This is a genomic window from Enterobacter sp. UPMP2061 (genome assembly GCF_053709615.1).
This window is the reverse complement of sequence record NZ_JBSKJP010000003.1, coordinates 248044-273706: the sequence shown is the minus strand read 5'-3', so window position 1 is coordinate 273706 and position 25663 is coordinate 248044. Positions and strand designations below refer to the sequence as shown.

Below are 25663 nucleotides of genomic sequence, written 5' to 3'. Positions count from 1 at the left end.
CCTCACAGGCCAGACGTTTGCGCTCAGTGTTAATACTGCTCAATGTCAAAGGAGACGCCCTGGCGAGGGTTACCGTTCATGGTGATAATGCTCAGCAATGCACGATCGCCTGAGAGGGCCGAGAATTTTTGTCTCAGGTGGCGCCTCAGCGGGTCGCTTGCCGTCGTCAGCACTAACCCAAGCCCCTTCTCCTGCATCGTCAGCATCCTGAAAATATCCGTCATAGCCACCCGGTTCATATCATCCAGGTGAGCGACAGGCTCATCAAGAAAGAAGGTGCCGCCCAGGGTCCTTGCTCTGGCAAGATATAGGGACAGTGCAAGATCCTGCCGCTGCCCCTGGCTGAAATAATCCTGCGTAATAAGTTCATCATCCGCTTTTTCACCTGTCAGTGCCCTCCATCTCAGCTTGCCGTCCTTTGCCACTTTCAGTCCGTCGTAAACTTCATTGGCATGCATTCGTGAAAACATCTCCGAAGCAGGTTCGATGAGATTCTTAAGACTGAGGCTGGTCAGACGTTCGATTTCGGATGCTAGCTCATCACGGGCCTGCTCACCTTCCCGCTTTCTGCGTGTGTGTTCATCTATCCTGCGCTCAAGCGTCTCAATGCTGGTGCGAAGCGTTCCCGCGCGTGAAATAGTCCTGTGCAGATCCACGGCCGTCTGAGCCAGTGCATATAGCGTCTCCAGATGATTCAGGCGGTTCTGCATGCTTGCATGTGCCTCTTCACACTGGAGCAGATTCGCTTTTGTCAGGTCTGCAGCACTGACTTTTCTCCACTGAGTCTGGATGAACTGAAGGTCAGCAAGGACAGCAACAAGCTGCGCTTCTGCAGCCGTTATTTGTTGCAGGCTATTAGAGACGTCTTCCCCGGTCTGCTTCAGCCCCATTTCGGATACCTGCTGCGCCAGCCGCGCCGTCTTGAGGGCAATGTCAGTATCATCCTTCATCTTCGCCAGCGAAGACTGCACAGACTGGCACCGGTCGTAGACAGATAATTCGACCACTGCGTCTGTATCCGTCTTTAGAAATGCTTCCGCGGCAAGTAGCCTCTCCCTGAACGCTGCATAACGTGCAGACAGGTCCAAGTGAGCGATAAACTGAGATAACTGTTCGGGTGAAGATGAAGTTATTCCGCTCTCCTCAAAAAAGACACTATTGCAATGCGCCCTAAATGCCTCACTGAGCTTGCTCTCCGCTGCGGCAAGGGATGCTGAAAAGGCGTCTGCATCACGCAATAAGCCTTCCTTTTCCCTGAGCATCTCTTCCATGCCCGCATAATCACTGCGCATTTGCTCAAGCTGCACATTCAGCGCCTGTGCTTCAGGAGAAAGCCTGTCGCGGGCCGTACGTAACGCAGTTAATAAACGTTCATTTTTAACCCAGTCATGCGTGCAGAGCGGACAACAGCTCCCCTGTACCTGACTGACAAGCTGCAATCCCAGTGCGTGCAGTTCAGCGGTCTGATCATCCAGAGCCCTGACCGAGTATGTCATCCGCTTAAGTTCATCCGCTGCCTGTTGTTCTTTAACACGTAACGCGACAACCTCATCCCGCGACACGCGCCTGATACGAGACTGCCATTCCTCACGAGCCTGTCCTGAAATATACACACTGCGTGCCACATCCAGGTAGCGACTCAGTTCTTCGTGATAGCCCTGCAACGCGCCTGACGGGATACCCTTTTCAAAGTAGTTTTCAAGCAGCTGCGTATCCGTGAAACGGTGATTTGCGCTGACACCCGCCTGCTGCATTATTTGAGCATAATCCTGCGCCAGGGATCCTTGCGCAGCCATCCATTTCAGCCGCGTGTCTAGTTCCCGAACCTGACCGTCGTCACGTAGTTTTTGCTCCCCGGCATGTTGATGCTTCTGGTTGGCATCCTGCCATGCGGTGCGATGCACAAGGATTCGGGTGCGTAACTGCTGCTCCTCTCCGGATGCATGCTCAAAGGCTTCCCACCGGGCTGAAACATCAAGACAGATGGCTCCATAATTTTCCGTCTCACGTCTGTATTCCGCTATATCCGTTTGCGCACGTTGAAGGAAGGTTTCATGATTTGACTTGTCCAACCCGGAATTCAGACTGACGGCAAGCTGCGAAATCAGCTCAGCCGCATCTGACGCAGGTTCATTTACTTTTTCAGCCTCATTGACGGCGCGGAGCTCTTCCCGGAGACGGTCTAGCCGCTGTGTCAACTGGCTGACACCGGGCAGATACTGGAGATAACTGTTGATGGACTGCTGTAGAGGTATGAGATGTCCGTACCCCAGAATGTTGGCAAAGACCTGTGAACGCTGTTCGGCTTGCGATTCATCGACCAGCAGGGATAAGGCATTAGAATAAAGCCACCGGCTATTGCGAAGCCAGGCCTGCTTTGTCAGAACCGCCTGGGGACGGTTCTTGCCCGCACCAATTTCCTTCGGAGAGAGTAGGCTAAGAAGAGACAGGGTGTTGCATTGAGTGATGACCTGTCCGTCGGACTTCTCCAGTCCCTTCAGCGTGCGCGTTAGCCGATACTGCTGACCGTTGATAATGCAGTCTGCGGCAACAAAGGTTTCTCCATCCCCCCACTTACAGGTCAGCGAACTTTCTGAAACGTCAGGTAATATGCCCGTCAGTAACCACTCCACCGCCTGACAAAGCGTGCTTTTTCCCGTACCATTTGCGGCATAAATAACGGTCAGTCCCGAGTTAAGCGGAATGGTCACCTTTCCGGGTATTCCCCTAAAACGGCTGATCGTCACGTTTAATATCTGAAGATTATACATCGCTGCTCTCCCACTTACTTCCATGGTTCAGGGCGATAGCACGCGGGGAATTTCCCGACTCAAATTCAGCCAGAAGCGCTTGCGTGCTGCCTGTGACCCTAAGGTCTACGGCAGAGATTCCCCGCTGCTCCAGCGGGGCAAGCCCCAGCATTGTGACGCGACCGATGCGTTTCCACTCCCCATTTTCCATCCACACGAAATGCTTTCTGACCAGACGGGTATTCTGCTCAATATCTGTAATCATGCCGTCAGGGACACAGTGAACTGACGGCATCGCATATATTACGCTTGCATCAATGACCCTACCCGTGCCTTCACGAGTCCGGGCCATAGCGTCCGCAATCCTTTCGCTGACGATCAATTCTCTTTCCATCTGGTCAGGTTTCGCGTTTAAAGGCCACAGCAGCATGCATGCATATTCGGATTCCCAGTAAAGACTGCCTTCAGACAAACCCTCAAGGTATTCTGCCGGAAATGTTTTCCTGAAGAATCCGGCAAAGGCTGCTTTTGTTTCAAATTCAGCAATCAAACTATCCATTTTTTACCGTCCATAAATTGCTCAGATAGCACTCAAGCTCAGCCAGATCGTCATTTCGCGTCCGGCTGAGCAGAGGATTAAGGGGGAAAAGCCAGGCTCTGCGCGTTGAACGTGGCGCAGCGAAGGAGTCAGCCTCCGCCGCAGGTTCAGCAATATTGGCGCGAGTTAGATCCTGTCGGATTGAACGACCGTGTGAAGGTAGGTCCTCTTCCACATCAGCAAACACGCTCAGGTCGCAATGCTCCCCCCCATCCTGTATCCATTGGGTCAGTATGGCGTCAACCTGCGTGTCACTCATTTCATCAGGTAACCATCCCATCACGGACTCAGGTGTCCCCACACCGTTCCATAAAAGATGCCCCGTCACGGCATGATTACCGTTCCAGCTGAGGCTGGGGTGCATTGAAAGGTAGCTTAGCGCTCTGATCACTTTACGAATGCCCCGGCGCTGTTGAAGGAATGTGTTCACCTGCGGATAGACATAGGACCTGGGCCCGCTCAGTGCATAATGAACAAAATAGCCGGCATAGGGAGGGGCACATGTCACCAGCGCATGCCGAAATGCATTCACCCCCTCCTGTACAAGGAATTGCGGGGGATCAGTGAAGGGATCCAGCAGCACCCGCTGAAGCTCAAGTTGTATACCATCGGCTACCTCGTAAAAACACCCATTGTGCCATTGCCACATGTAAGAGGATGTCGCGGTAAATTCATCACCCGCCGAATTAAACCGAAGACAAAACATCGCAGAGGTCACGCTCTTATCCCGGATTAACAGGGCCGGAATCGGCCCGTTATCGGCGTGCAAAAGATCATCACCTGCACTGGCTGGGTAAATTCCTGAGGCATAACGTATGCCGTCCGTAATCTCCACTTGTGACTGATGGCAGAAAATGACCCCTAGAAAACGCTTCTGCCGTAGGCTCTCAAAACGGCGGATTTGTGCGTTAAAATGCTCCTGTGTCAGCGCACAGGATGATGAGACCAGAAGGACGTTGGGTCGCCGGTGACCGTCATCAGCAATGCTCAGAGAGAGACGGTCATCCAGTACCGTGCCGGAAGAACCGGCCGGAGTGTAATAATCGGTGTTCAGAACGGGCCAGAGATTCACATCATTAAACGCCAGGCGAAGCGCGCGCCCTGCATAACTCAGCGCGGCATCGCAGTCGCAGGTTTCCAGTAAAATAAAGCGGTGAATATCGCCTACACCGGACTTTACCCAGCACCAGCCCGCCTGATACTGAGCCCTTCCCGGGTAAAGGCCCTCGCTGTCAGCAGAAAGCCAGCCGTCGTTTTTCCAGGTGTTTAGCATGGTACCGGGCACGATGCCGCAGCCTGCCTGTAAAATAACGGTGCCCTGACATTCACTGATAAGCGCATCAATGGAGCACTGGTCAGCAGGGTCAAAAGCATTCGCGGGGCAGACCAGCATGACCGGATAGTTTCCGGCCACCTCGGGCATTTTATCTTTTAGGAATTCGCCCAGCATACGCACAGAAAGTCTTTCACCCGCAGGAAAAATAAATGCGTTCAGCCGGCCTGCGGATAACAGGTTTTCATTTCCGTAATGGGTATAAACGTTTTCTGCATGCATGGCGCGTACATCCGCCGCAATAGCGCCCTCTGGATAAACCTCCCGGAAAAAATCCAGAACGCTCTGTTGAGAAAAATACACTTCACGGCGAAAATAGATGCTCATGAGGTTGTCGGACGCACGCACAAGTGGCGAGAGCGATTCACGGGTGTAAAGCTCAATATTCAGTCGCTCAAACTGCGGATACACCATGTCATATAATGCCTGTCCGGTTTTTTCCTTAAGCAGCGGGGATTTTCTGAGCAACGCATATTTGTCCCGGACGGCAACCAGTGCTTTGAGGTAATCCGTTTTTCGTCCGATAAGATCGGCCAGCGCAGTAGAGTTTCGCTGGAAATACTGCTGTGTTTCGCCGTTAACGTTATCAGAAACTACGAGAATATAGCGGAATGGGAGACCGTCAGGAGGAAGCAAATCACTTATCACCAGACTGCGCAGGCAGATTTTTATCCACTCATCGCGAACTTCTGGCATGGTAAACGCTTTCGAACTGTACCGTTTACATTGTACGATGCCCGCAATCACTCGGTCTTTCATCAGTTGAACGTCTATACCGTTATCGGAACCATCGTTTATCCGAAAGGCAGTGTCATACCAGTCCCAGGTCGCCTCAACCTTTTTCTCATCAAATAAATCCCGGACGATTAATTCGAATGCTCTGGGGTCAAGCGTGCCAAAAGGCAACTGTCCGCAGTCATGAGCATAAATATCCCGAGCGTTGTCGTGAGCCCGCGCTCTCTCCCGAACATCGTCTTCATCGCTGTAAATATGAATACAGGCGTCCATTCACCATCCCTTAGACAACGTAGTCAATATTTTTTGTATCATTTTAAGGCACTTTACTCCCAATTGAGTCGGGCACAAAACCTGAAATGCTAAAAATTTCATCGCCATCAGTAACAGGTATTTAACGCACGCCATGTTTTAATGCCTGGCAGGGCTATCCCGAATGGATGAGATCCGGATTCAAAAATACACTTGCTGCAACCTGCTGAATCAGAAGGGGATGTGCTTAAGCGTTAGCTTCAAGAATTTCAGGCGCGTGGCTGGCAGATCCTTGCGAGATTCGCAGTTGCCCAATGTTAAATCTATACGTTGGAGCGCATTCAGGTTAAAACCTGTGAGGGCCCGGGCGGCGCGACTGACCTTTCAGCTTCTCCCTCCAGGCAAATAAGGCTGGCGAGAACGGCTCACGAATCCAGCTCACAAGGGAATAAGTCATCAGAAATCGTTATTGACCTGCTCCCTATCAATTAACATATTTCAATGTTATCAATGTCTGCTTTTGGCACAAAGCAGACGCCCACTCTCACGCGAATGCTTTGCCCTTGACTTGCCAACAACCGTATCGCTTGCTCCGCAACTATGGTTTTTTATTAGAATCTTCGCCACTAAATAAATTATAATAAATTGATTTTATTAGATATCTGTCAGAATCTATATGGTCAGCACGAGTAGCATGCTCTAATGTTTCAAATGCTAGGGTTTGTGCGGCTTCAGCAAAAATTCCAGGCCAACCCTTACTCAGCATCGACAGTCCTTTAAGGACCCTTATCTGAATTTCCCTCATACTGGCACCATCGCGCGCAACAGGTGAGAAAAAGTCTTCAAGTAGATCGTTATTCTGAAGTGGTGCAACATGTACAGAAGGATATTTCACTTCTATTTCATCAGATTTATTCTGCGCGTAAGCGGAAAGTATACGTACACCTCTGCCAATGACATCAATGGCGGTTCCAGGATCGTTCACTGCGGGGGAAAGGGCTCGGCAGGCTATTTCGGCCATGACGCTAAGACAAAATCGGGGGTCCTGAGCAAATGAACGTACATCCGAGACAATAATCGTCTCAAGTAAATCGGTGCTGATTGATGACTCCTGGCCCTGACTCAGGTACAAAACTGGCGTGGACGGATGTATGAAACTGCCCGGCTGCGCCACGAGGTATACATGACGGGGATCATTGGTCAGCAGCTTGCTGAGTTTCACCATATCAACATATTCAACATAGCCAATCTTTTTCGGATAAACTGCAACCGTTCCTTTCGGCTGTTCATTGTTCTCAAGCCATGGATATCCGCCGAGACAGGGATTTCTTGCTCTCGCAATAAATGTTTCGATGGCCGCCTGTTCTACTTTTGCCGTTGTCTCACCAACCCTCCCCAGAGAGGTCAAATGCTGTATCCAGCGAAGCAATGTGATGAGGATTAAGGCAATGACAACCAGTGTTACAATGAATAAAATGACTCTCCCCCTTTCTCCATAAGCTCCCATATTGAGGGCAATAATCCCTACCAGACTGAAGAGAAAAGAACCGATGAAGGTGGCCAGTACATTTTGTGTGGTGACGTCTTCAACAACTAAACGAGTAGCTCTGGGAGTCACATTAGTAGTGGCTGAACCGTAGGCTGTGACCATGATGCTCAGCGAAAATGTGGTCACTGCCAGCATACTCGATGCCAGTATGTTCAGAATGTTATCGACTGCTTCCGCACCAACCTTCACGGAAACCGACTCAGGTATCATTGATTTAAAAAGAATTGATAAAAGGGCCGTTATTATTGCGACAATTGCGAATAACGTTGCCCTGAACCATAGTTTTTTAAATGTCTGCTTCAGCATCCATTTCCAGCGTGAAATCATTCTGCATTCCCTCATATTGCAGCCGGGATAAATAAATGCCGCCTCTGTGGCGGCATGTTGCTGTTAACGAACCAGATGCAGGAAGTGCAGGTGTTTTTCGTACTGGTCCAGTATGTCATTAATCAGCTGTTCCTGATTCCAGCCCATTACATCATAATTTTGGCCGCCCTCTTTGAGATAGACTTCAGCGCGATAATATCGATGTTGTTCACTCTGCTGCTCATCATTATCCAGCGCAGCGAGCGCGAAGGTCGGTGAGTTATACCCGCGAAGCCTCACTTCATATATATAATTCAGCTCGTTGCCCAAATCGACTTCAAGGCGAATACGATCCTCGGCGGCGTCACTGATGTGGCTTATCGTTCCCTGCTTGTTAAGTTCCTCCTGAACCAGCGTCATGGCGGGTTGGATAATGTCGTCCATAAAACGTTTCACAAGAGAGCGCTTCGGCAAATACGCGATATTGCGTAACCTTCTCTGCCAGGGAATTGGGTTACGTGCAGCCGTAGGAGCAATAGTCGCCATGCTAAGGCTTTCACGCTTGGTCAAATCCCGACGCAGGGCTTTTAACAGTCCGTATATGGATATTAATAAGATAACTGAGAAGGGCAATGCACTCGCTATCGTTACGGTTTGCAACGCACTCAGCCCCCCTGCGATCAGCAGGGCAATAGCAACAACGCCCATGAGCAATGCCCAGAAAATTCGCTGCCAGACGGGCGTGTTTGCCACCCCACCTGATGCCAGAGTATCCACAACCATTGCCCCCGAATCAGCAGACGTTACAAAGAAGACGATGACCATCGCCATTGCAATGAATGACAGCACGGAAGAGAACGGGAAATGCTCCAGGAAATTAAACAGGGCAAGCGCAACATCCTGCTGAACGGTATTGGCGAGGTCAGTGGCGCCCTGGTTCATGATGAGATAGATGGCGCTGTTTCCAAACACCGTCATCCACATGAGCGTAAAGCCGGCGGGAACAAACAACACGCCAGTCACGAACTCACGAATTGTCCTGCCGCGGGAAACGCGTGCAATGAACATACCTACAAACGGCGACCATGAAAGCCACCATCCCCAGTATAATAATGTCCAGCCCCCCAGCCAGTTGCTCGACTTGGGTTCATACGCGTAAAGGTTGAACGTTTTACTCACCAGTTCCGACAGATAACCACCCGTATTTTCCACAAATGACTTCAGCAGAAGCACAGTGGGACCCAGGCACAAGACCAGCGCCAGGAGCAACACCGCCAGGCCCAGATTAAGCTCAGACAGGATGCGTATTCCCTTGTCCAGGCCGGACACCACCGAAATCGTCGCTAACCCCGTGATGACCACGATCAAAATGACCTGTACCGTTTCATTGATGGGCACGCCGAAAAGATGGTTCAAACCGGCATTCACCTGCAATACACCGTAACCCAGCGATGTTGCAACGCCAAAGACAGTGCCTATCACGGCGAAGATATCAACCGCGTGGCCTATAGGCCCGTAAATGCGATCGCCGATAATGGGATAGAGCGCAGAACGCAGCGTTAAAGGCAGACCGTGACGGTAACTGAAAAAGGCCAGAATCAGCGCCACGATGGCATAAATTGCCCATGCGTGCAGACCCCAGTGGAAGAACGTCAGGCGCATGGCTTCCTTCGCTGCCGCAACGGTCTCTGGAGTGCCGACAGGTGGCGAAAGATAATGCATCACAGGTTCGGCAACGCCAAAGAACATCAGGCCGATCCCCATCCCTGCCGAAAAAAGCATCGCGAACCAGGAGTGGTAGCTGAAATCAGGCTGCGCATGGTCTGGGCCCAGCTTTATATCACCGTAACGTGAGAGTCCAAGGAACGTGACGCTCAGTAAAATCAGGGCCACAGCAAGTATGTAGAACCAGCTGGCATTCGTGAAGATTTGTTGCTGAAGTAGTTTAAAATTTTTGTCGGCGACATCCGGGAATACGGCGGCAAAGGCGACAAGAAGGAAAATTAGCAAAGCAGATGTAAAGAATACCGCTTTGTTAACCTGGCTTGTAGACTTCTTTGGGGTTGTATCATTTTCACTCATAATCATTTATTCCATTAATTAAATCCGCACTGGATAGAAGGTACTACCTCTCACAGAGTAGCAAAGTTCAACTGGCTATGCGGGATTAATCGGAATGCATGGTGGAATGAGTGCCGATACAAATCATCCTATATTCTAAGGAGTTTTAAGTTACTCAGCCTGCCAATTACTGGGGCATTTAATTTGTATGATCTGTATCAAAGCTGGGATATAAGTTAAGTGAAGTATATTAGGCACGAATTACCAGCGTCTGCTCTTGGCACAAAGCGGACTCCCGCGCTCAAGGCTCTGGCAACTAAGATATAGCTCCTACAAGCTTTGCCCTTCCCTTCCCAACAACCAAATCGCTTGCCTGGAAGCAGTGTTAGGGGATAACACGATGCGCTCTGGAACGCGATGATTCTGAAGCGCGCTACGACCTCACCATCTCCTTCCATGTACCGGAGACCAGTGTCGATCTGCTGATTCCAGTACAGAGTAAAGTGGATACGCTCATCGCCAGTCAGGTCGAAATGACGTCCTGAAAAAAGTGTTAGACGCAACGCAATTTCGCCCTGTCAGGGAGTTAAATTTTTCCAGATGTCATAGCCGATATAAGCTAGCGTTGAGGTAGCAAACAGGGCAAAAATGATGACAACGTAGCGGAATCTACCCTGACTTGCGGCACTTTGCGCCTCCAGATAGCTCTTTTGCTGGCTCACTGCCTCGGTCAACGCCTGCTGGCTGGTTTGCAGAGACTCAATTGCCTGGGTTAGTGGGGTCAAATGCTGCACCAGTGCTGCCGGGACGTCGGAAGACAACGTTTCAAGGCTGCTTAACACTTGCCTCCGATCGCTTTCCTGCCGTTCCGCGAGCATGGTTCGCGTCGTTTGCACTCCTTGGCTCACGCCCTTGAGCTGCTGGTCAAGTTCGCTTACGTAAGCAATACCTGACTCGACTTTATCCAGCCGCATGATTTTGAGGTCACGACCGAACATTGCCGCAGAAACAGCCTTGCAAACCTGACCCACCGTCACTTCAGAAGCCAGTACCGGAGCAGCAAACACGAGCGGAACAAGAAGCAGCAGTTTCTTCATATGGATCCATCCTTTTAGTTATGTTCTTGAATAACGCTTATCGTATATTTCGGCAACCTGAAGCATTTCTTGACGAATATTTAGCATTAGGTTGACAGGACTGACTAATAAAATCCCTGGCGTAATCTCACGCACTCCCTGACGGTTAGCCCTGCTCCTGCTGTACATCCTCAGCGTGGTACGCGAACAAAACATCGGGCATGAGGCCCGTTTTCTCTATGGTTGCCAGCACGGACTGCGTTGAAGCCTCAGCGATAACCTTCATCGCTTCATCACGAATTTCGACATACGCTTGGTCTTCACGGGGCACGAAAGGCTCAAGGAGGTGGGCGATGGCTTTACCGTTAACAGAAAGGCTGAACGTGCCAGCGGCACGATCCACATTCCAGATGTAGATGAGTGGCCATAAACCCAGTTCGTCGCATTCGGCCTCACTGCGGATCCCCGGCAGATACACAGGCATTGACAGCTTTTCATCACTCAGCGTCAGCGCGATAAACTGTTGCGCCGTCAGTCGGGAACCCTGCCCGGGCGCAGCGTCAGGTTTTTTCTTTTTAAAGAATCCGAACATGGTCTTTCCTTGTTTATGATGAATCGGAGGGATAGTCACTGTCTTACAGAGCGGATGAATCAGAGCGTCACGGACCACAGCGCAGACTCGCGGTAACTCTCATTCGGCAAAAGTGATTTTTACACATTTCATGTCACCAGAAACGAGAATTACTTATCGCTTTTCCTGGCAAGATAGCCATGATGATGGCCAACACATTGCTGGCGTGGATGCTGGCACTATCACGAAGAAACGAGGGAGATTCCTTCGATTACATATGCAGCATTATTGGTTGCCGTTTTATTGGGAAGTGGAGTCGTCACTTTTCTTAACGTCCTTCTGCCCTCTTCCGCCAGATCGAACCTCATAAAGTTGTTTAGAAATCAGCAGGTATTCAATGGCAGGCCATGCTGTGGTTCACGCTGCATTTCAAAGGCGTCACCAACATCAGCAAATGCTCCGGACAAAGACGCGCTGTTCATGTGGGCCAGATGCCCAAACGTCCTCTTCCTGCTACTAACCAATCCTGTCATGCATCCATTTGATATGGCCGCTTTGAGCGATAAGCGGGCCTAAATAAAAATGTGATATTAATCACGAAATCAGAAAAGCAGGCTCATGAACAAACAATCGCAATTTTGTATAAATTATGGCCCGATTTTCACACAGTTATGAACTCAAACTGAGTTCATAACTGTGTGATTTTGATTGTTTCATGAATAAAGTTATTTTAATACAGGATATTGCAAAATTTTTTGATTATAGATTTAGTTATGTAGCACCCGTAAACCCAGAATAGTTAAATCATGTTGATTGTTAACTTACTTCATGAACTTAGATGGCTTGCATAAAATCATAGGGTTAAGCCCCCTCTTAATCTTTAGTTTGCTGGCATTATGTTTAAGAGCTATTTTCTTCATATCCACGAACCTCTCTGAGGATGTCTCAGATGTATGTACTTGACCAGTTGAGCGTTGCTCCTAATCGGCGACTTTGGACATTGGTTGACACCACTACTAACTTACCGCTTCTGTTTCCACTTCTCTTTCTCATTGATCGCTTAGCTTCACGTTCCGAATCCACGCAGTCATCTACACTACAGGCTCTAAAGTTTTTTTATGAGTACTGGTATCAAAAACATGATGTCACTTTCTGTTTGAGCTTCCAATTGTCTGGATACAATCCTTCGATTGCGGTTAGTGAGCTTGAAGCATTTCTTCATTATCTTGAATCAGGAAAGCTTATGTTGCCTACACTCGGATATGCAGTAATTAGTAAGCACAATACGAATATAAATCATGTACATGCAGTCTGCCGTTTTATAAACTATCTGATCAATACTTACGTTTCTCCTCGTTATATGGATGGCACCCCAAAAGAGCTTTCTCGTTATGCTTTACAATTATCCAAGCGTTTGTCGACCTATCGTTTTGATTTTCGACCCAGCAAGCAAAAGCATTCACACAAACATTTTAATAGCCTTACAGCAGACATGGTCAGGAGATTTTATGAGATTATTAGACCAGAATCGTCTTTCAAGCCAAATCCTCTTAATCCCTTCCCTGCTGGAGAAGTTCAATTCAGAAATTATTTAATCTGTCGTCTTCTTTTGAATTATGGTTTGCGAGTAAGTGAATTGCTCCTGTTAGAAAAACACTCAATTAAACCTAACATCCAAGGCGGACAATTCAGTATCATAGTGACCTCTGTAGATGATGATGTCAGAGATCCAAGAAAACGATTGCCGTCATTAAAAAACTCATGGGCGCATCGAGTTTTAGCGTTAGACATAAATGATTACAACCACTTGAAAATATACATTGATAAAATAAGTAAAAATACCTCTCATAACTTCATATTCACATCAACAAAAAGTAACTTGCCTCCTCTATCATATCACTCTATATATGATATTTTCTCAAAAATTGATTGTGTATTTAAAAAAGAGTACCCGCAATTCAGTGATGAAAAAAGTATTGATTCTGTAGTTAGCATAACCCCACACGTAACTCGCCATACATGGGCTTATTTGATCTTAAAGAGAATTTATGCTGCTAAATATCAGTCTGTTATGAGAAATTGCAAGATTGCCGGAGTTGATTTCGCTATTGCAGGTCTGATGAGTGAAGCTAAAGATGAGCTTCGTCTTTTAGGTGGATGGAGTCATAATAGCCGCATGCCAGAATTCTATGCCCGGCGTTTTCTTTCTGAGCGAGCTAATTTTTCCAATGTCAAACGTATTGCCGCTGACTCCTCAGAGGATGAATTTTTTTCATCGATACATCAAGCGTTTAGGGAGGTTATCAAATGAATAAAATCCCAGCAATAGAAAGCGAAGATAAGCATGTTTTTTTTGAACGTGAACAAATGATACAAATAAAAAGTCTCCACATCCCTTCAAAAATCCACTTAAGGTCAGCTGATGTTTTTGATGACAAGAATATATTTGCAGAGACTAATGATTGGGTGTTCCATTACTCAGGTAGCCAGTCACACATTAATTTCAAAACGGATGATTACACGACTAAACTAATTAAGTATATATTATACCGTTATGCATCATCAAAATCTCCTGGGACTATTTATCGTGTGCATCGCGCATGGCTAGACGCAATTGAATATGCTTCGAAGCAAGGAATGTTTAACTTTAAATTGTTAAGTTCTTTCCTTGAAAAGGAAAACTTATTGCCGACTTATTTTTTTTGTATTGTTTTTGGTCTGAAAATTCTTTGTGTAGATGAATTTCCGGGTTTTACTTTAGATGACTACGAAGACCTTGAATTGATCCCTCGCCCTAATTCAAATGATTGGAATGTATATCAAAACATAGATAATATTCTTGACCCATTTGAAAAGAACATGATCAGCAAAGGTCTTTTTGAAATGGCTGTCGCTATCTCACGAGGCAGAAAATACAATCTGGTGGACCTTCGCAATGCCACTGTTCTGGGGCTAAGTTATGTCACAGGTAGTCGTCCGGTTCAGTTAGCTAAATTGGCTGCTGGTGACTTTCGAATCGATACTTGCAATACGACAACAGGGTTGGTTCGTTATAGCGTTCTTTTACCTTATGCTAAACAAAGGCACGTCACTACGGATCGGTTGATTCTGGCGCTCCCGCCAGAAATAGGTGCACTGGTTAAGCATTATATAGATGAAGCCAGATTATTACCTACCGATAAAATGTTTAATATGGGGGGATCAGCACCTAAATTTGTTTCTCAGTCGATTAGCCAAACGATTCTATCCTTTAGCCCACAAGATTACCAGTTTGCCGTATCGTGCGGTGAAGCCGCCCTACCTTCAATAACATCAACTGATTTGCGCCACAACGTTGGTCACTCACTTGCAATGCAGGGTGCTAGTGCAGAGGAAATTGCTCACATTCTCGGCCATTCATCTCTGGTTGTAGCAAAGCACTACATCCGTGCGACCCCAGCCTTGGCATTGATCCGCGCTAAAGCACTCGGTTCTAACCCTGTGTGGCAAAACATGGTGGCTATGATGCTTACTGGGAAACTAGTTCCTTCAAAAGAATGGGAAGGTCGACGCGTGGTTGGTATGGTTGGTGATCGATTACACTATGAGATCGGTGGCTGTGCGAGAACCGATGATGAATGCCCCTTCTGTGAAGTTCGTTGCTGCTATGGTTGCTTATATTACCGCCCTTTCCTTGATGGCCATCACCAGGGCGTATTGAATAGCGTCTCTAAAGAAGTCGATGAGCTGATAGCAGTATCAGATAGTGTTGGTAATGCTCTCAATCCACTAATTTCTATCCACGAGACGACGCAAATAGAAATCAAGTCAGTGATTGCCCGTTGTCATTTGCATAACGTCAGAGGTTGTGGGAAATGAAAAAAAATATAGCGAACTTTGAGACTTTTATCATAGAACAGAAAGCTTGGTTCGAAGAGAATCTGGCAGCAGATTTTGCAGAATCATGGGATAGCTTTGTCTGGATATGTGGGATCAAAGGCTCCGGCTGGTTACGTGGCAATGGGGCTAATTTATTACGTTTTGATGAGGTTAACCGGCTCAAAGGGATCGATGATCGCCATACAGTATCCGAGCCTTATCAGTTGTTCATGAAAGCGATGCTGGTACTCGTCTATCGAGGGAGAAATCGCAGTATTTCCTCTGCGGTTGCTGTCGCAACGCTGATTATTTTGAAACGATGGTACTGCGCTCTCATTAAGTTAACTGGGCAAACACATCCCATCTATCTGACTACAGATGTCGTACGTAGCGCAATGGATACTCTGAGTGCAGCATCCCGGCCAGGTGATACCAACCTAGCCAACTACAAGGGGCGTTGTGTTAAGATTCAGAAATTAGTAAACCATCACGCCTTCACATTAGTAACATTGCAATATGTTTCCGATGATTGTTATACCAATCAGACTAATTTGACCCGGAAAGCCCGGGAAACAATCTCACTAAAAGAAAAAGACAAGCTGGATGATACTTCCACTGATGGTGAAGATACACTGATTACCATTAAAGGTTTCCTCAATATCGTGTCGTTAATCCAGCGAGTTGAAAGCGGTACTGAAAAGATTGCCCTCAATTGTCTTCTGTTACTGATCGTCACTGGATTCCGTTCTGTTGAGGCATTCAATCTCAGACAGGATGCCTTGGTCAAACGACATATAGATAACTCTGACCTCAGCAAACGTCTGCGGAATAAAGGATTGCCAGATTATTTTCTTGGCATACGCTATGTTGGTGTTAAGGGGGCTGGCGAACGAACGCATTGGGTCGAGCCTTTAGCTGTACCTCTGGTCGAAAATATATTTAAGTCGGTGAAGTTACTAACAGCTGAGTTTCGCAAACATATCGAATATTTACGATTAAAAAAATTTTCTGATTATTTACCGAAGCCAATCAGTGATATTACCAGTGAACTCGTTGAGCTTGATGATATTGTAAAATACATGGTCCAGTCCTCATCAGAGCTTCGGGGGCGTGCAGGCTTACGTGATAAAGCTTCGAAAGCATTAGAGAAACGTGGCTTTATACCGGCAAAAGTCATCCTTAAATCAGGTAATGAAAAAGAAAAATATTTTACAAAGTCTGATCTTAGTCATTTTCTTAAAAGTGAATTCGGTGATAACAGTGCAAATACTCCCTGTACTCATGCATGGGCAGAAAATGGCAAAAGATATGAGATTAAATATGAAGAGCTATTGTTCCTTTTCCCCAAAGGATCACTGACTCTCAAGAGAGTATTGCAACTAAAAGCCACGCCACTACCTCTAAATAATAACGGCCTAAACAAATTTCTAGGTAACGTTGCTGGCTATGTATCTGTTTTCAGCAAATACAGGTTGCTTGAAGATGACGGCCGCCCTACTCAGCTCCGAACGCATATCCCTCGACACAACATTAATACTTTTCTCGCAATTGCAGAGATCTCAGACCACTTACAAGCGATGTTGATGGGGCGTGTTGATATTACTCAAAATCAGCATTATCAGCACCTGGCTCTCAAGGAACGGCGAAAAGCAGCTTCTCTAACCCCTTTAGTTCGAACCGTACCGGAGCAGTCAGCATTTACTGCTGTTGACGTTGATTCACCTCTCGATATGGTAAAGCAAAGCGGTTTAATGACGTTTAATAGTACCCAAACTCTGGAAACCAACATAAAGGCAAACCTGCATACCTTTGATGATCGTAACGATGTTGCTGGTTTCATTGAAGCGTCGTCAGGGGATGGATTATTCGAAGACATAGCCGCTGCGTTCGAGGAAATCAGTAAAAATGAAGGGCCATTACAAGCGTCTGAGATGGTACAAAGGCATGCGGTATTGCATCCATTAAAACTGGGCTCCTGCATGAGAGACGTTAACTTGTGGGGATGCCCTTATCGAATGAAGTGCCAAGCATTGAAACCCTGTGAGCATTTCACGTTGACAGGTCGTATTGATGAATACTCAACTATTGCAGTAAAAGGTCGGGCATTAAACGAGGCTTCGCTCGCTTTTGAACAGTATATCGCGGCCCTTCCAGACAACCAGTTAATACAAGGCAATATCAAAGAAAATCTAACTCACCTGGATGCCTTAAGCGAGCAATTACGCAGGCGCTCAAACTTGTTACAAGTTCTCTCTGCTCGAGAGATTCTGTCTGGAGAGATAAAAGTGGAAGGTGAAATTCGTACTTTAGCTCAATTATTTGCCCTTGAGCACCATAAAAACAAAGAGGAAGAAAACTAATGCGTGGTAAAGAATTGGATACTCAGATAGAGCATGAACTCCAGTTGATGTTGATTGAAGGGTTTGATAAATCGCCTATTTCAGCTAAAAACTTACATGCCAGACTTAAATCAAAAGGAATCATTAATGGTGGCTTAAGTACATTAAGTAACATTGAACGAAGGCGTCTTATTGCAGCCTATGTCGATCAACAACTATCGCCTCTGAATCTTCGTCCCAAAGAAAAACAGCAGTATGTGAACCGTAAGACCCGGCAGGCCTTGCTTGGTCGTAATCAGCAGTTACAGGAAGAGAATAAAGAGCTTCGCGAACAACTAGCTCAGAATACCTTGTCATTGATTGAAATTGTCAAAGCGGTAAAAGTCAATACGGTTATACCGGTAGAAAGCCTTCTTGCTCCGCATTTGATCATGGAATTACACAAAAGGAAAAAAGATCAATGATAGATATAGCGGTATATTCGCACTACGAACTCATGAATAAACACCTTGCTCTATTCGAAAGATGAGCATTGCAACTTTCAACGCCCACTCATTAGAGTCCATTTTCTCAGAGGGCGTCTACTACTGTAATGCCCTGCTTGGTTTATTGCACTGCACTTTTGTTACCTTCAAAAAGTTTAGCAGGCGTTTGTACAACATCATTTTTTGTCAGCAGTGTTGTCACCTGAAGACGTTTTGAGTGCTTCGATAAGTTTACTTCGCTCTTCCTCTGTCATTCGGGATATGAGTAATGCAAGTTCTGCTGTCGTCTGATCATCACAAAAAAAGTAGTTCAACGGCACGTTTAACTCTGCCGCCATCCGTCGAAGCGTATCAATGTCGGGGACATGGCGCCCTTTCTCATAGTGATTCATACGACTACTAGCCGATGCGGGATCAAAGCCAATAAGTAGCCCCAGAGAGCGCTGTGATAGTCCCGCCCTGCATCTCGCTTCTTTAAGTCGTTCTGGTATCGGGTTTTTTTCTGACACTGAATCATCTTCATCGGCCTCGGATGCTTAGATTGTCTAAGTATCTGTCATTGTTGTATACTTAGCAATCCTAAGTTAACAGCCTTTTTTTAGTGATATGAATAGTAGAGTAACCAACCCTGAGTCGTACATATTTTCTGCAATCATCTATATTGGCAAAGATAACTTCACCAGTAACGAAGTAGCGAAAATTCTTATCGAGCGATTTTCACTTCCGAAAAATTATTTAAAGGCAAAAGCTTTTGCTTATAACCAAATTCAAGGTCTGGTTAGAAAGGGATTGTTAAATAAAGTAAGAAAATTAGGTGCGTATCAATATTTATACTCAGCTACATCTGAATTCAATGTCGTAAAGGAAAACGTAGAGTTAATTGAGACACCCAAAAAAAGCCCCTGTCAATTTATTTCAAGTGCTACCAGTCATGAACATAGCAATGTAAACATTCAAATAAGAAATCTTATTGAAAAATACAGCAGCGAGTTGGAAAAAGTATCAGGAGCAAAGGAGATTTATGAAGAATTGATAATTGCCGTGCCGAGCAGGGAAAATGAATTCAGGAAACTTTCTCTCGAACAAGAGAAAAAGAAAATTAAGATAAATGAAAAAATAAACACATTGATTGGGATTTTTAATAAAACCATTGCAATAAAGCAATGACTTTTAAAAAACATTTAAAGTTAAATAAGTTCATGAAAGAGAGAGGGCGAAGCAGAGTCCGCCCTCTCCCTTCATACCCTGATCAGCCTCATTACAATGAGGTTAACAGCGTACACCACTATATGCTAGTCCTTAATAAATATAATCCCAGCCAGAGCGAGATGCAACCTTTAAAATTCAAGCAGTACTAGTTAAACAACGAGTTCATCCTTACACCTTTTAAACTGTAAAGTAATAAAACACCTTACAGGCTGTTTTTTACGAGGATTGAATTTATTATGAAGAAATCGATATGGCCACGTACTTATGGATACTATTTTTCCCGTTAGACTTCTAAGCCAGTTACGTCCACTTTTAATTGGTTTTCGTAAATCAAAAGGATTAACTCAAAGAGAATTATCTGCCATGTTGGGTGTAACTCAGCAGACTTATGCTCGCCTTGAAGCAAATCCTTCAAAAGCAAGTTTTGAGCGTCTATACAAAGTGTTAAATATTTTAGGGGTGGAGATTTCGCTCAGTTCTGCACCTCTTTCAACTTATACAAAGCCTACGAATTTTGTAGAAAAGGAGTTTGATTCACCGGCAAGGCGTGAGGAATGGTGATAGGAGCAAGCCTATTTGATAGGTCTGGACATCAGGCACCGCCTCTAAGCATTTGATCTGTTTCCCCATTGATCAACTCAGACTGTTTAGCCACGACCGATTCTGGCTCGGTGCGGATAAATTGACCAGTTTAAATGTCCGCTGTGAGCGAGGTGCGGACGTTACAGCTATCATATCTAAATTAGCTTTGATGATGCCTGGTAATGTAAATCATCTTTTCGCAAGCTTAAATGCCAATAAAAAACTAGCCAAAATGAATTGGCTAGCCTTCCCTTTGCCATCGGGATTTAAATTTACGTAGGTGATTACTCACACTCAGTCAGGTAAACAATGAGTGCTTGGCTGACATGTAGGGTAACAATAAGGTTTTGGTGGCTCATCTTTAGGGGACGGTTTATTGTCTGCTTGCACCTCGTCGTACGGAGATTTAATGTCAATTCTTTTCTTATCCCATATGGAATGTTTTATCTCTGCTCGTTTTAATGCCAACAACTCACTGTTAACAATATCACTTAAGCTTTCTTTGATTATCGAACCAACTTTTATTTTCTTTGACATGGCGCATGGACTAACATCACCATTTACTGCCACGCAAATTATTCCATTCCAACACGCCCCACAAAGCTCACTTAATTCCGATGTTGTGTTATCATTACAAACTCTTCCAATTTTTTTTACGTGATCGAAATGAATAATATTAACACCGATATTTTCCAGGAATTCTTTTGTCTCTTGGAAGTACTCGCTGTTCTCAGCATGAAGTGCTACATTAGCTTTTATTGAGATGCCATCACCCACTAATCGTGATATGTTTTATACTGTCTTTGCGTGAGAACCTTTTTTCTTAGTTATTAAATCATGTATTTCTGCAATATGTGAATGTATAGAAACTGCTACTTTAACTTTATACTTTCTGATTGCACCGAAAAGCTTATCGTTTATCATTGTTCCATTTGTTGTGAGTCTAATACTGGTAAAACCTAGTTCTGACGCCTCAGCGATTAAATCCTGCAATCGTTGCTCTAAAGTAGGTTCACCCCTAAAAAGTGCACATCCTTACAGTTCAATGCTGAAGCACTTGCAAGAACTGTTGAATAATCAGCATAAGTTAATTCCAGAGACCTATTAATATGAGGGACAGATTCGTTATAACAGTGAATACATTCAAGATTACAAAAATTAGTTAACTCTAACCATAAAGAACGGATTCCATAAATGGCTTCATCATCCATTGTTAGAACATTTATCGTTGACATAACATTGCCTCACTATATTGGTCATTAACAGTAAGTGCGCTAATCACATTCTAAATTAATGGTTGTCAAATCGAATCAAATTTGATTGACAGATTTTTATAGCATTTTGAATACTAGTGGCATGCCACAGATTGTTTTCTAATATATTCCAAAGCGACGATGGGATATCTTTAGGAATCATATCTAGAACCAATATACGTCTAATTCATAAATTAAATTATTAAACATTTTCAAAAAAAGTCAAGTTATCATTAAATTGTAAAAAACCCTTATATTTCATGCCTTATGACTGAGATTTAAACTCAACTTGGTAGTGTTCTAAGTATCCCGGCAAAACGAGCTATTCAATTTTAGGGTGCTTCCGGCATATCTTTTATGTTCTTAGGAGATCTCCATGTGTAACAGTCAGTTCACCGCTCTAGTCCTTATTGACTAACTCGCTATGGTATCTGCAACATCCGCTCCTGGCTGTGAGTTCAATGGGGCGAGCTTTGCTGATATACTGTTTATGAGGATAAGTGCCGCGTGTTCATACTCACACAGCTCAATATCGACTAACGACGGCTTTTATGGGTACCGATGGACACATTATCTTATTGTTAATTTACCTGAACTAAACAGCCAGTCATAAACTGGTCGGTGTTTCAGTGTAAATCTATCAATCACGATTGTTTATGCTCACCAGGGTATGATCTTTCCAAAGCGATCTAAAAATTCCAGACCCGGTTTGCCTTGCTTCTGCTCGATTGTATTAATGATATCTGGAATGGCTTCCTCTAGGCTAAAAGTACCATTACTCCCCCCCATATCTGTACGGATCCAGCCAGGAGTTAGCCAGTACCGGATGCAACTCTTTAATAAAGTTCAGCACTCTCTTTTTTTTAGTTGTCGAAACTTTATGGCTATGCGAACCCTTGGTTGGAAGTCCATGCATGTTTTAGCGCCGTTTTGAATTCATCAGACTCTATCTTTTCGAGCTCATCTCTGAGCATTTCATTCCAGTCATCTTCTTCAAACTCTTCGAGCAGAGAATACAAATATTCGACATTAGGCATGATTGCTTGCACTGCAGTTCTGCGACTACCAAGCAACTTTATGTCACCGTTCAGGTTAAAAACACGGATAGTTTCTTGCGCTTTTTTAAGCGCTCTCCCCGTGAGTCCGATAGCTGGTACAACCTCTCCGGTAGTGAGAAATAGCAGGTAGTCGTCAGGGTTTTCTTCATCAGGTTTTATTAGATCATCAGCATTGTAGGCGCCAGCACCATTGTCCTTATATATACCGCAACGTGACCACCCGCCACTTTTTTTGGAATCGCCACAAGAACCAAACAGGTTACTCCAGATAAACGTCAGAGCAGGGAATTTTCCCCTAGGCCTGAAATGCTCAATATGACGTCTATTCAACCGGCACTCACAATAAGCACAAAACTCACCCTGCATTTCAGTTAATTTCGGCCATACCGCAGACTGATCAATCTCCATCCAGTCATTTTGACCGGCTGTATACTGGTCCAGAATCTCCGGACTCTCCAGCCGAGCTAACTCTTTCATTCCTATTTTCCCTTCTCGGCCCTTATCTTGTTTATTTTATTCTTCATCTTATTAATGCGAATAAGGCTGTCTGCTTTCTTCAACTCAGCACTATCGATGCCAAAGTGCGTCTTTATTTGGTCGTAAAGCTCTTGAGACTGGTTATCGAGTTCTCCCGAATTATCTAAAAGCAATAGTTCAAAGTCACCTAACCAATGAGATTCCGCAATACCAGGCGGTGTAGGATGTACGTTCATTACCTGCTCAAGAATTTGAGCATTCTCACTTCCCTTTGTTTGCATATCGGGAGAATCAAGGAATGATTGGTTGCCATCATCGTTGGGATCAAACTCACGAATACAGCGTTTCTCAATAGTAGAAAGAACAATGGGACTGTGTGTTGTAATAATAAATTGAATGTTAGGGAATGCACTGCGCAGGTTCAGGATAACTTCCTGCTGCCACTTAGGATGAAGGTGAAGTTCTATTTCATCAATTAAAACAATGCCACGTCCCTCTAATGGATTTTCCAGTAGGGGATTAAGCATGACCATTCTTCGCGCAAGATCAGCCACCAACGACAGAAATACACGCTGCCCGTCAGACAATTGGTCAATAGTAACATCATGCCCATCATTGGTAACTTTGACTAAATCAGAACCCGTTGTCATTTCAACCCATATCTTACTGATACTAGGTACAACCGAGCAGATTGATTTCTCAACAACACTTTTTTGAACAGACTCAGTTACCATTTTCGAGGAAACCGCAGCATCGTTTCTTTCTGAAGCTTCACTAAGCTTTAGCTTCATCTGTTCCAGAAGTGATTTTACCGAAACCATACCGCCATCAACGGAACGCTGTAAGTCATTAACTTGTTGTTCAAGTTCTTTAATTGAACTTGAGATATCTGATATGGTACGCTTATGCAGGTAAATGTACCACTCAACGAAATGATCGAAACGACCTGCGCCACCGAGTGCTTGACTATAGGCATCAAAACGCTCTTCTCTGCGTCCGGCATTATCTTTTGTATTGCGGTTAAAGGGTTGCGATCGCTCAACGTTGTAAAGAGCAAACGTCGGCAAGTTGATCGTCTTCGCCTCATTGATGACTCGCCATATATCAGCTAAATCCCTTGCAGGCTTAACCTCACTGTCCCGCCTTTCTGCTGTACCAAGGGCTGAGCGTGACAATCTGATCGGCACACTCTTAAGTCCTTTGCCAAAGAAGAAAGTGCTGCTGACATCGGCATACCTGTTTTCAGCGTCATTTTTTATGTCAGTCAGTTCGCTTAACCTTTGTCCACTACCACCTTCCTTCAGGATGTTCGCGACGAACCAACTCAGCGTTTTTGCGATCGCATATAAGATGCTTGTCTTACCTTTACCATTGTTGCCAATAATGACTGTCAGATCTTCTTCGAATTTGATTTCAAGAAGAGAGAAACGGCGAAAGTCCTTTAGCGTCAGGCGCCGAAGATAGAACGCATTATCTGGACGAAACGTTCCTGACTCATCAACGTGTCCATCCTGAATGTAATCCCTACAGGTTTCGAACCACTCATCCACCAACATTTCACCCAGACCAGGCACATTATCATTATTACGTTGGTAAAGTTCGAACGCTGACAGTAAATTTCCACCCTTTGCTTTTCTTTCGTATTGTTTGGTCATCTCTGTCCTCTCAGGCGCTCCATGAGTTCTAATGAGTATTTTTCGTTCATCCGTGCGATGAACCCAGGTTCGATATGGCTGGCAAATGCTAACAGCCCGGTCAGATAAGCTTTATCCTCATTATCAAGCAGCCCATACTTGTACTGGTTAATCAGGTGTTTGATAAATCTTTTTCTATCGCGCCCTAGTGACAATTTCTCTTCATTATTTATTGTTACGCCAGTCACATGCCGGTTATGTGCTTTTGATGAGAAAACCGTTTTGCTGTGATTAAGTCTGAGCTCGCTTCCGAATAAATCCTTAAGTAACGCCTCAAGTGTTGAAGGAACAGCTTTCAGTACATTAGGGATATTACACGAGAATGTGAGGTCATCTGCATAACGTGTGTATGTTATCTCCAGCTTATTGCAAGCCGCATGAATTCGATTATCGAACTCATACATACAGAAATTGGATATGACTGGTGAAGAAGGGGCACCAACACTCAATATCAATTTGGTTTTGAGATGCTTTATCGGTTGCCAGAAAAGGATCTTTTCAATAAAAAACTTATCTTGTGGTTCAAATTGAGGTGTCAGCGCAGATGACATTTCAATGCACCGCCAAAAAATTGCTGGTGTAATTGAGTTAAAAAAATTCTCCAGATCCGCCTTCAGGAGATACTGGTTGCCAGCATGTGCTGCAGCATTATCACGAATTCCCTTCCCTTTCATATAGGCCATTGAAGCATCATGAACAGGGAAGCTATAGAGCTGAACAAAGGCTCGTTGGATATCTTTTAGCCCTTTGGCAGGCTGGGCAATGACTCTAAATCCCGTCGTACGCTTAGGGATTTTGTAAACTTTGTACTTTCTCGGGGCGGTCACAAGAAAGGCGCTGATATCAGAGTCACTTTGACGTAAAACCGAAGCTAATCCACGAATAACAGACATAACAGTACCTGAAAATGGCCCGGCGCATTTGCGCCGGGCTTCACTCTTTACTAGAGGAAGCGAAAGTGTCGCAACCCGAGAGAGGAACGATCTCGGGTTGCGACACTTTCGCAACCCTTAATACGTTCAATAAGTTAGAGTCTGGCTAATCACCCGACTAGACGTAACCGTCCAACGCTAAAGAGTATTTAAAGCTTATCGCAAACAGCCATACTTAACAACTCGGCATGACCGGCCCATGAAGGAAGCTAAACGACTGTTACTTCAGAATTTATAGACAAGCAGACAGTTCCGGCAGTCACTGCGGCGGTATCGGACAGACAGAGTATGAGTCGGCGTGGAAACTGCTGGGATAACAGTCCAATGGAACGCTTCTTCCGGAGTCTGAAGAACGAATGGGTGCCAGTGATGGGTTACGTAAGCTTCAGCGATGCAACTCATGCCATAACGAACTATATCGTTGGATATTACAGCGCGCTCAGACCGCATGAATATAGCGGTGGGTTACCACCAAACGAATCGGAAAACCGATACTGGAAAAACTCTAAAACTGTGGCCAGTTTTTGTTGACCACTTCAAAGCGC

At 45.2% G+C, this 25663-nt stretch carries 17 protein-coding genes and 2 pseudogenes; 7 read left to right on the top strand and 12 right to left on the bottom strand.

What is annotated here, in order from left to right; genetic code table 11:
• Positions 1-29: 29 nt before the first annotated feature.
• The 7 genes and pseudogenes from ACWKXX_RS10070 to ACWKXX_RS10040 all read right to left on the bottom strand — a co-directional run bounded on the left by ACWKXX_RS10070 (position 30) and on the right by ACWKXX_RS10040 (position 11252).
• Positions 30-2747, bottom strand: coding sequence for an AAA family ATPase (locus tag ACWKXX_RS10070; protein ID WP_226199836.1), 2718 nt, complete (start codon positions 2745-2747; stop codon positions 30-32).
• A gap of 16 nt (positions 2748-2763) precedes the next feature.
• Positions 2764-3309, bottom strand: a complete 546-nt coding sequence (locus tag ACWKXX_RS10065) for a hypothetical protein (protein WP_040017492.1) — start codon at positions 3307-3309, stop codon at positions 2764-2766.
• Positions 3302-5689, bottom strand: coding sequence for an ABC-three component system protein (locus ACWKXX_RS10060; RefSeq protein ID WP_044864610.1), 2388 nt, complete (start codon positions 5687-5689; stop codon positions 3302-3304). The genes ACWKXX_RS10065 and ACWKXX_RS10060 overlap by 8 nt, the downstream gene beginning before the upstream one ends.
• Before the next feature lie 577 nt (positions 5690-6266).
• Positions 6267-7544, bottom strand: coding sequence for a DUF2254 domain-containing protein (locus ACWKXX_RS10055; RefSeq protein WP_000625667.1), 1278 nt, complete (start codon positions 7542-7544; stop codon positions 6267-6269).
• A gap of 63 nt (positions 7545-7607) precedes the next feature.
• A complete protein-coding gene (locus tag ACWKXX_RS10050; RefSeq protein ID WP_005032116.1) occupies positions 7608-9605 on the bottom strand; it encodes a BCCT family transporter in 1998 nt (665 codons plus the stop codon).
• Between the two features lie 899 nt (positions 9606-10504).
• Positions 10505-10681, bottom strand: a pseudogene (locus ACWKXX_RS10045) (hypothetical protein); the annotation flags it as partial.
• A 145-nt stretch (positions 10682-10826) separates the two neighbouring features.
• Positions 10827-11252 (bottom strand): hypothetical protein, encoded by a 426-nt coding sequence (locus tag ACWKXX_RS10040; RefSeq protein WP_007697902.1) that lies wholly within the window; start codon positions 11250-11252, stop codon positions 10827-10829.
• Between the two features lie 928 nt (positions 11253-12180).
• Here ACWKXX_RS10040 and ACWKXX_RS10035 point away from each other — a divergent pair.
• The 4 genes from ACWKXX_RS10035 to ACWKXX_RS10020 are packed head-to-tail and all read left to right on the top strand — an operon-like array spanning position 12181 to position 17892.
• On the top strand, positions 12181-13542 hold the full coding sequence (locus ACWKXX_RS10035) for a tyrosine-type recombinase/integrase (RefSeq protein ID WP_454540819.1): 1362 nt from the start codon (positions 12181-12183) through the stop codon (positions 13540-13542).
• Positions 13539-15089, top strand: coding sequence for a site-specific integrase (locus ACWKXX_RS10030; RefSeq protein WP_454540818.1), 1551 nt, complete (start codon positions 13539-13541; stop codon positions 15087-15089). The genes ACWKXX_RS10035 and ACWKXX_RS10030 overlap by 4 nt, the downstream gene beginning before the upstream one ends.
• On the top strand, positions 15086-17449 hold the full coding sequence (locus ACWKXX_RS10025; protein ID WP_454540817.1) for a hypothetical protein: 2364 nt from the start codon (positions 15086-15088) through the stop codon (positions 17447-17449). The genes ACWKXX_RS10030 and ACWKXX_RS10025 overlap by 4 nt, the downstream gene beginning before the upstream one ends.
• Positions 17449-17892: a hypothetical protein gene (locus ACWKXX_RS10020; protein WP_042718069.1), complete on the top strand. Its 444-nt coding sequence runs from the start codon at positions 17449-17451 to the stop codon at positions 17890-17892. Before ACWKXX_RS10025 ends, ACWKXX_RS10020 begins: the two co-directional genes overlap by 1 nt.
• Before the next feature lie 197 nt (positions 17893-18089).
• Here ACWKXX_RS10020 and ACWKXX_RS10015 read toward each other — a convergent pair whose 3' ends face one another.
• Complete coding sequence (locus tag ACWKXX_RS10015; protein WP_042718067.1) at positions 18090-18422, bottom strand: helix-turn-helix domain-containing protein; 333 nt, start codon at positions 18420-18422, stop codon at positions 18090-18092.
• A 97-nt stretch (positions 18423-18519) separates the two neighbouring features.
• Between ACWKXX_RS10015 and ACWKXX_RS10010 the strand changes: the two genes are divergently transcribed.
• Entirely contained in the window at positions 18520-19080 is a 561-nt protein-coding gene (locus tag ACWKXX_RS10010; RefSeq protein WP_454540816.1) for a hypothetical protein, read from the top strand.
• Between the two features lie 306 nt (positions 19081-19386).
• Positions 19387-19683 carry a helix-turn-helix domain-containing protein gene (locus ACWKXX_RS10005; RefSeq protein WP_047668715.1) on the top strand — a complete coding sequence of 99 codons (297 nt, stop codon included), beginning with the start codon at positions 19387-19389 and terminating at the stop codon, positions 19681-19683.
• 315 nt (positions 19684-19998) lie between these two features.
• On the opposite strand, the gene ACWKXX_RS10000 is transcribed toward ACWKXX_RS10005, so the two are convergent.
• The 4 genes from ACWKXX_RS10000 to ACWKXX_RS09985 form a co-directional block, all read right to left on the bottom strand.
• On the bottom strand, positions 19999-20481 hold the full coding sequence (locus ACWKXX_RS10000) for an SPASM domain-containing protein (protein ID WP_454540815.1): 483 nt from the start codon (positions 20479-20481) through the stop codon (positions 19999-20001).
• A 1360-nt stretch (positions 20482-21841) separates the two neighbouring features.
• Positions 21842-22492: a retron Ec78 anti-phage system effector HNH endonuclease PtuB gene (gene ptuB, locus ACWKXX_RS09995; protein WP_213842553.1), complete on the bottom strand. Its 651-nt coding sequence runs from the start codon at positions 22490-22492 to the stop codon at positions 21842-21844.
• Positions 22493-22494: 2 nt separating this feature from the next.
• A complete protein-coding gene (gene ptuA, locus ACWKXX_RS09990; protein WP_454540814.1) occupies positions 22495-24147 on the bottom strand; it encodes a retron Ec78 anti-phage system effector ATPase PtuA in 1653 nt (550 codons plus the stop codon).
• Positions 24144-25079 (bottom strand): retron St85 family RNA-directed DNA polymerase, encoded by a 936-nt coding sequence (locus tag ACWKXX_RS09985; protein WP_454540813.1) that lies wholly within the window; start codon positions 25077-25079, stop codon positions 24144-24146. Before ACWKXX_RS09985 ends, ptuA begins: the two co-directional genes overlap by 4 nt.
• A 277-nt stretch (positions 25080-25356) precedes the next feature.
• On the opposite strand from ACWKXX_RS09985, the pseudogene ACWKXX_RS09980 reads away from it, so the two are divergent.
• Positions 25357-25649, top strand: a pseudogene (locus ACWKXX_RS09980) (integrase core domain-containing protein); the annotation flags it as partial.
• Between the last annotated feature and the right edge of the window lie 14 nt (positions 25650-25663).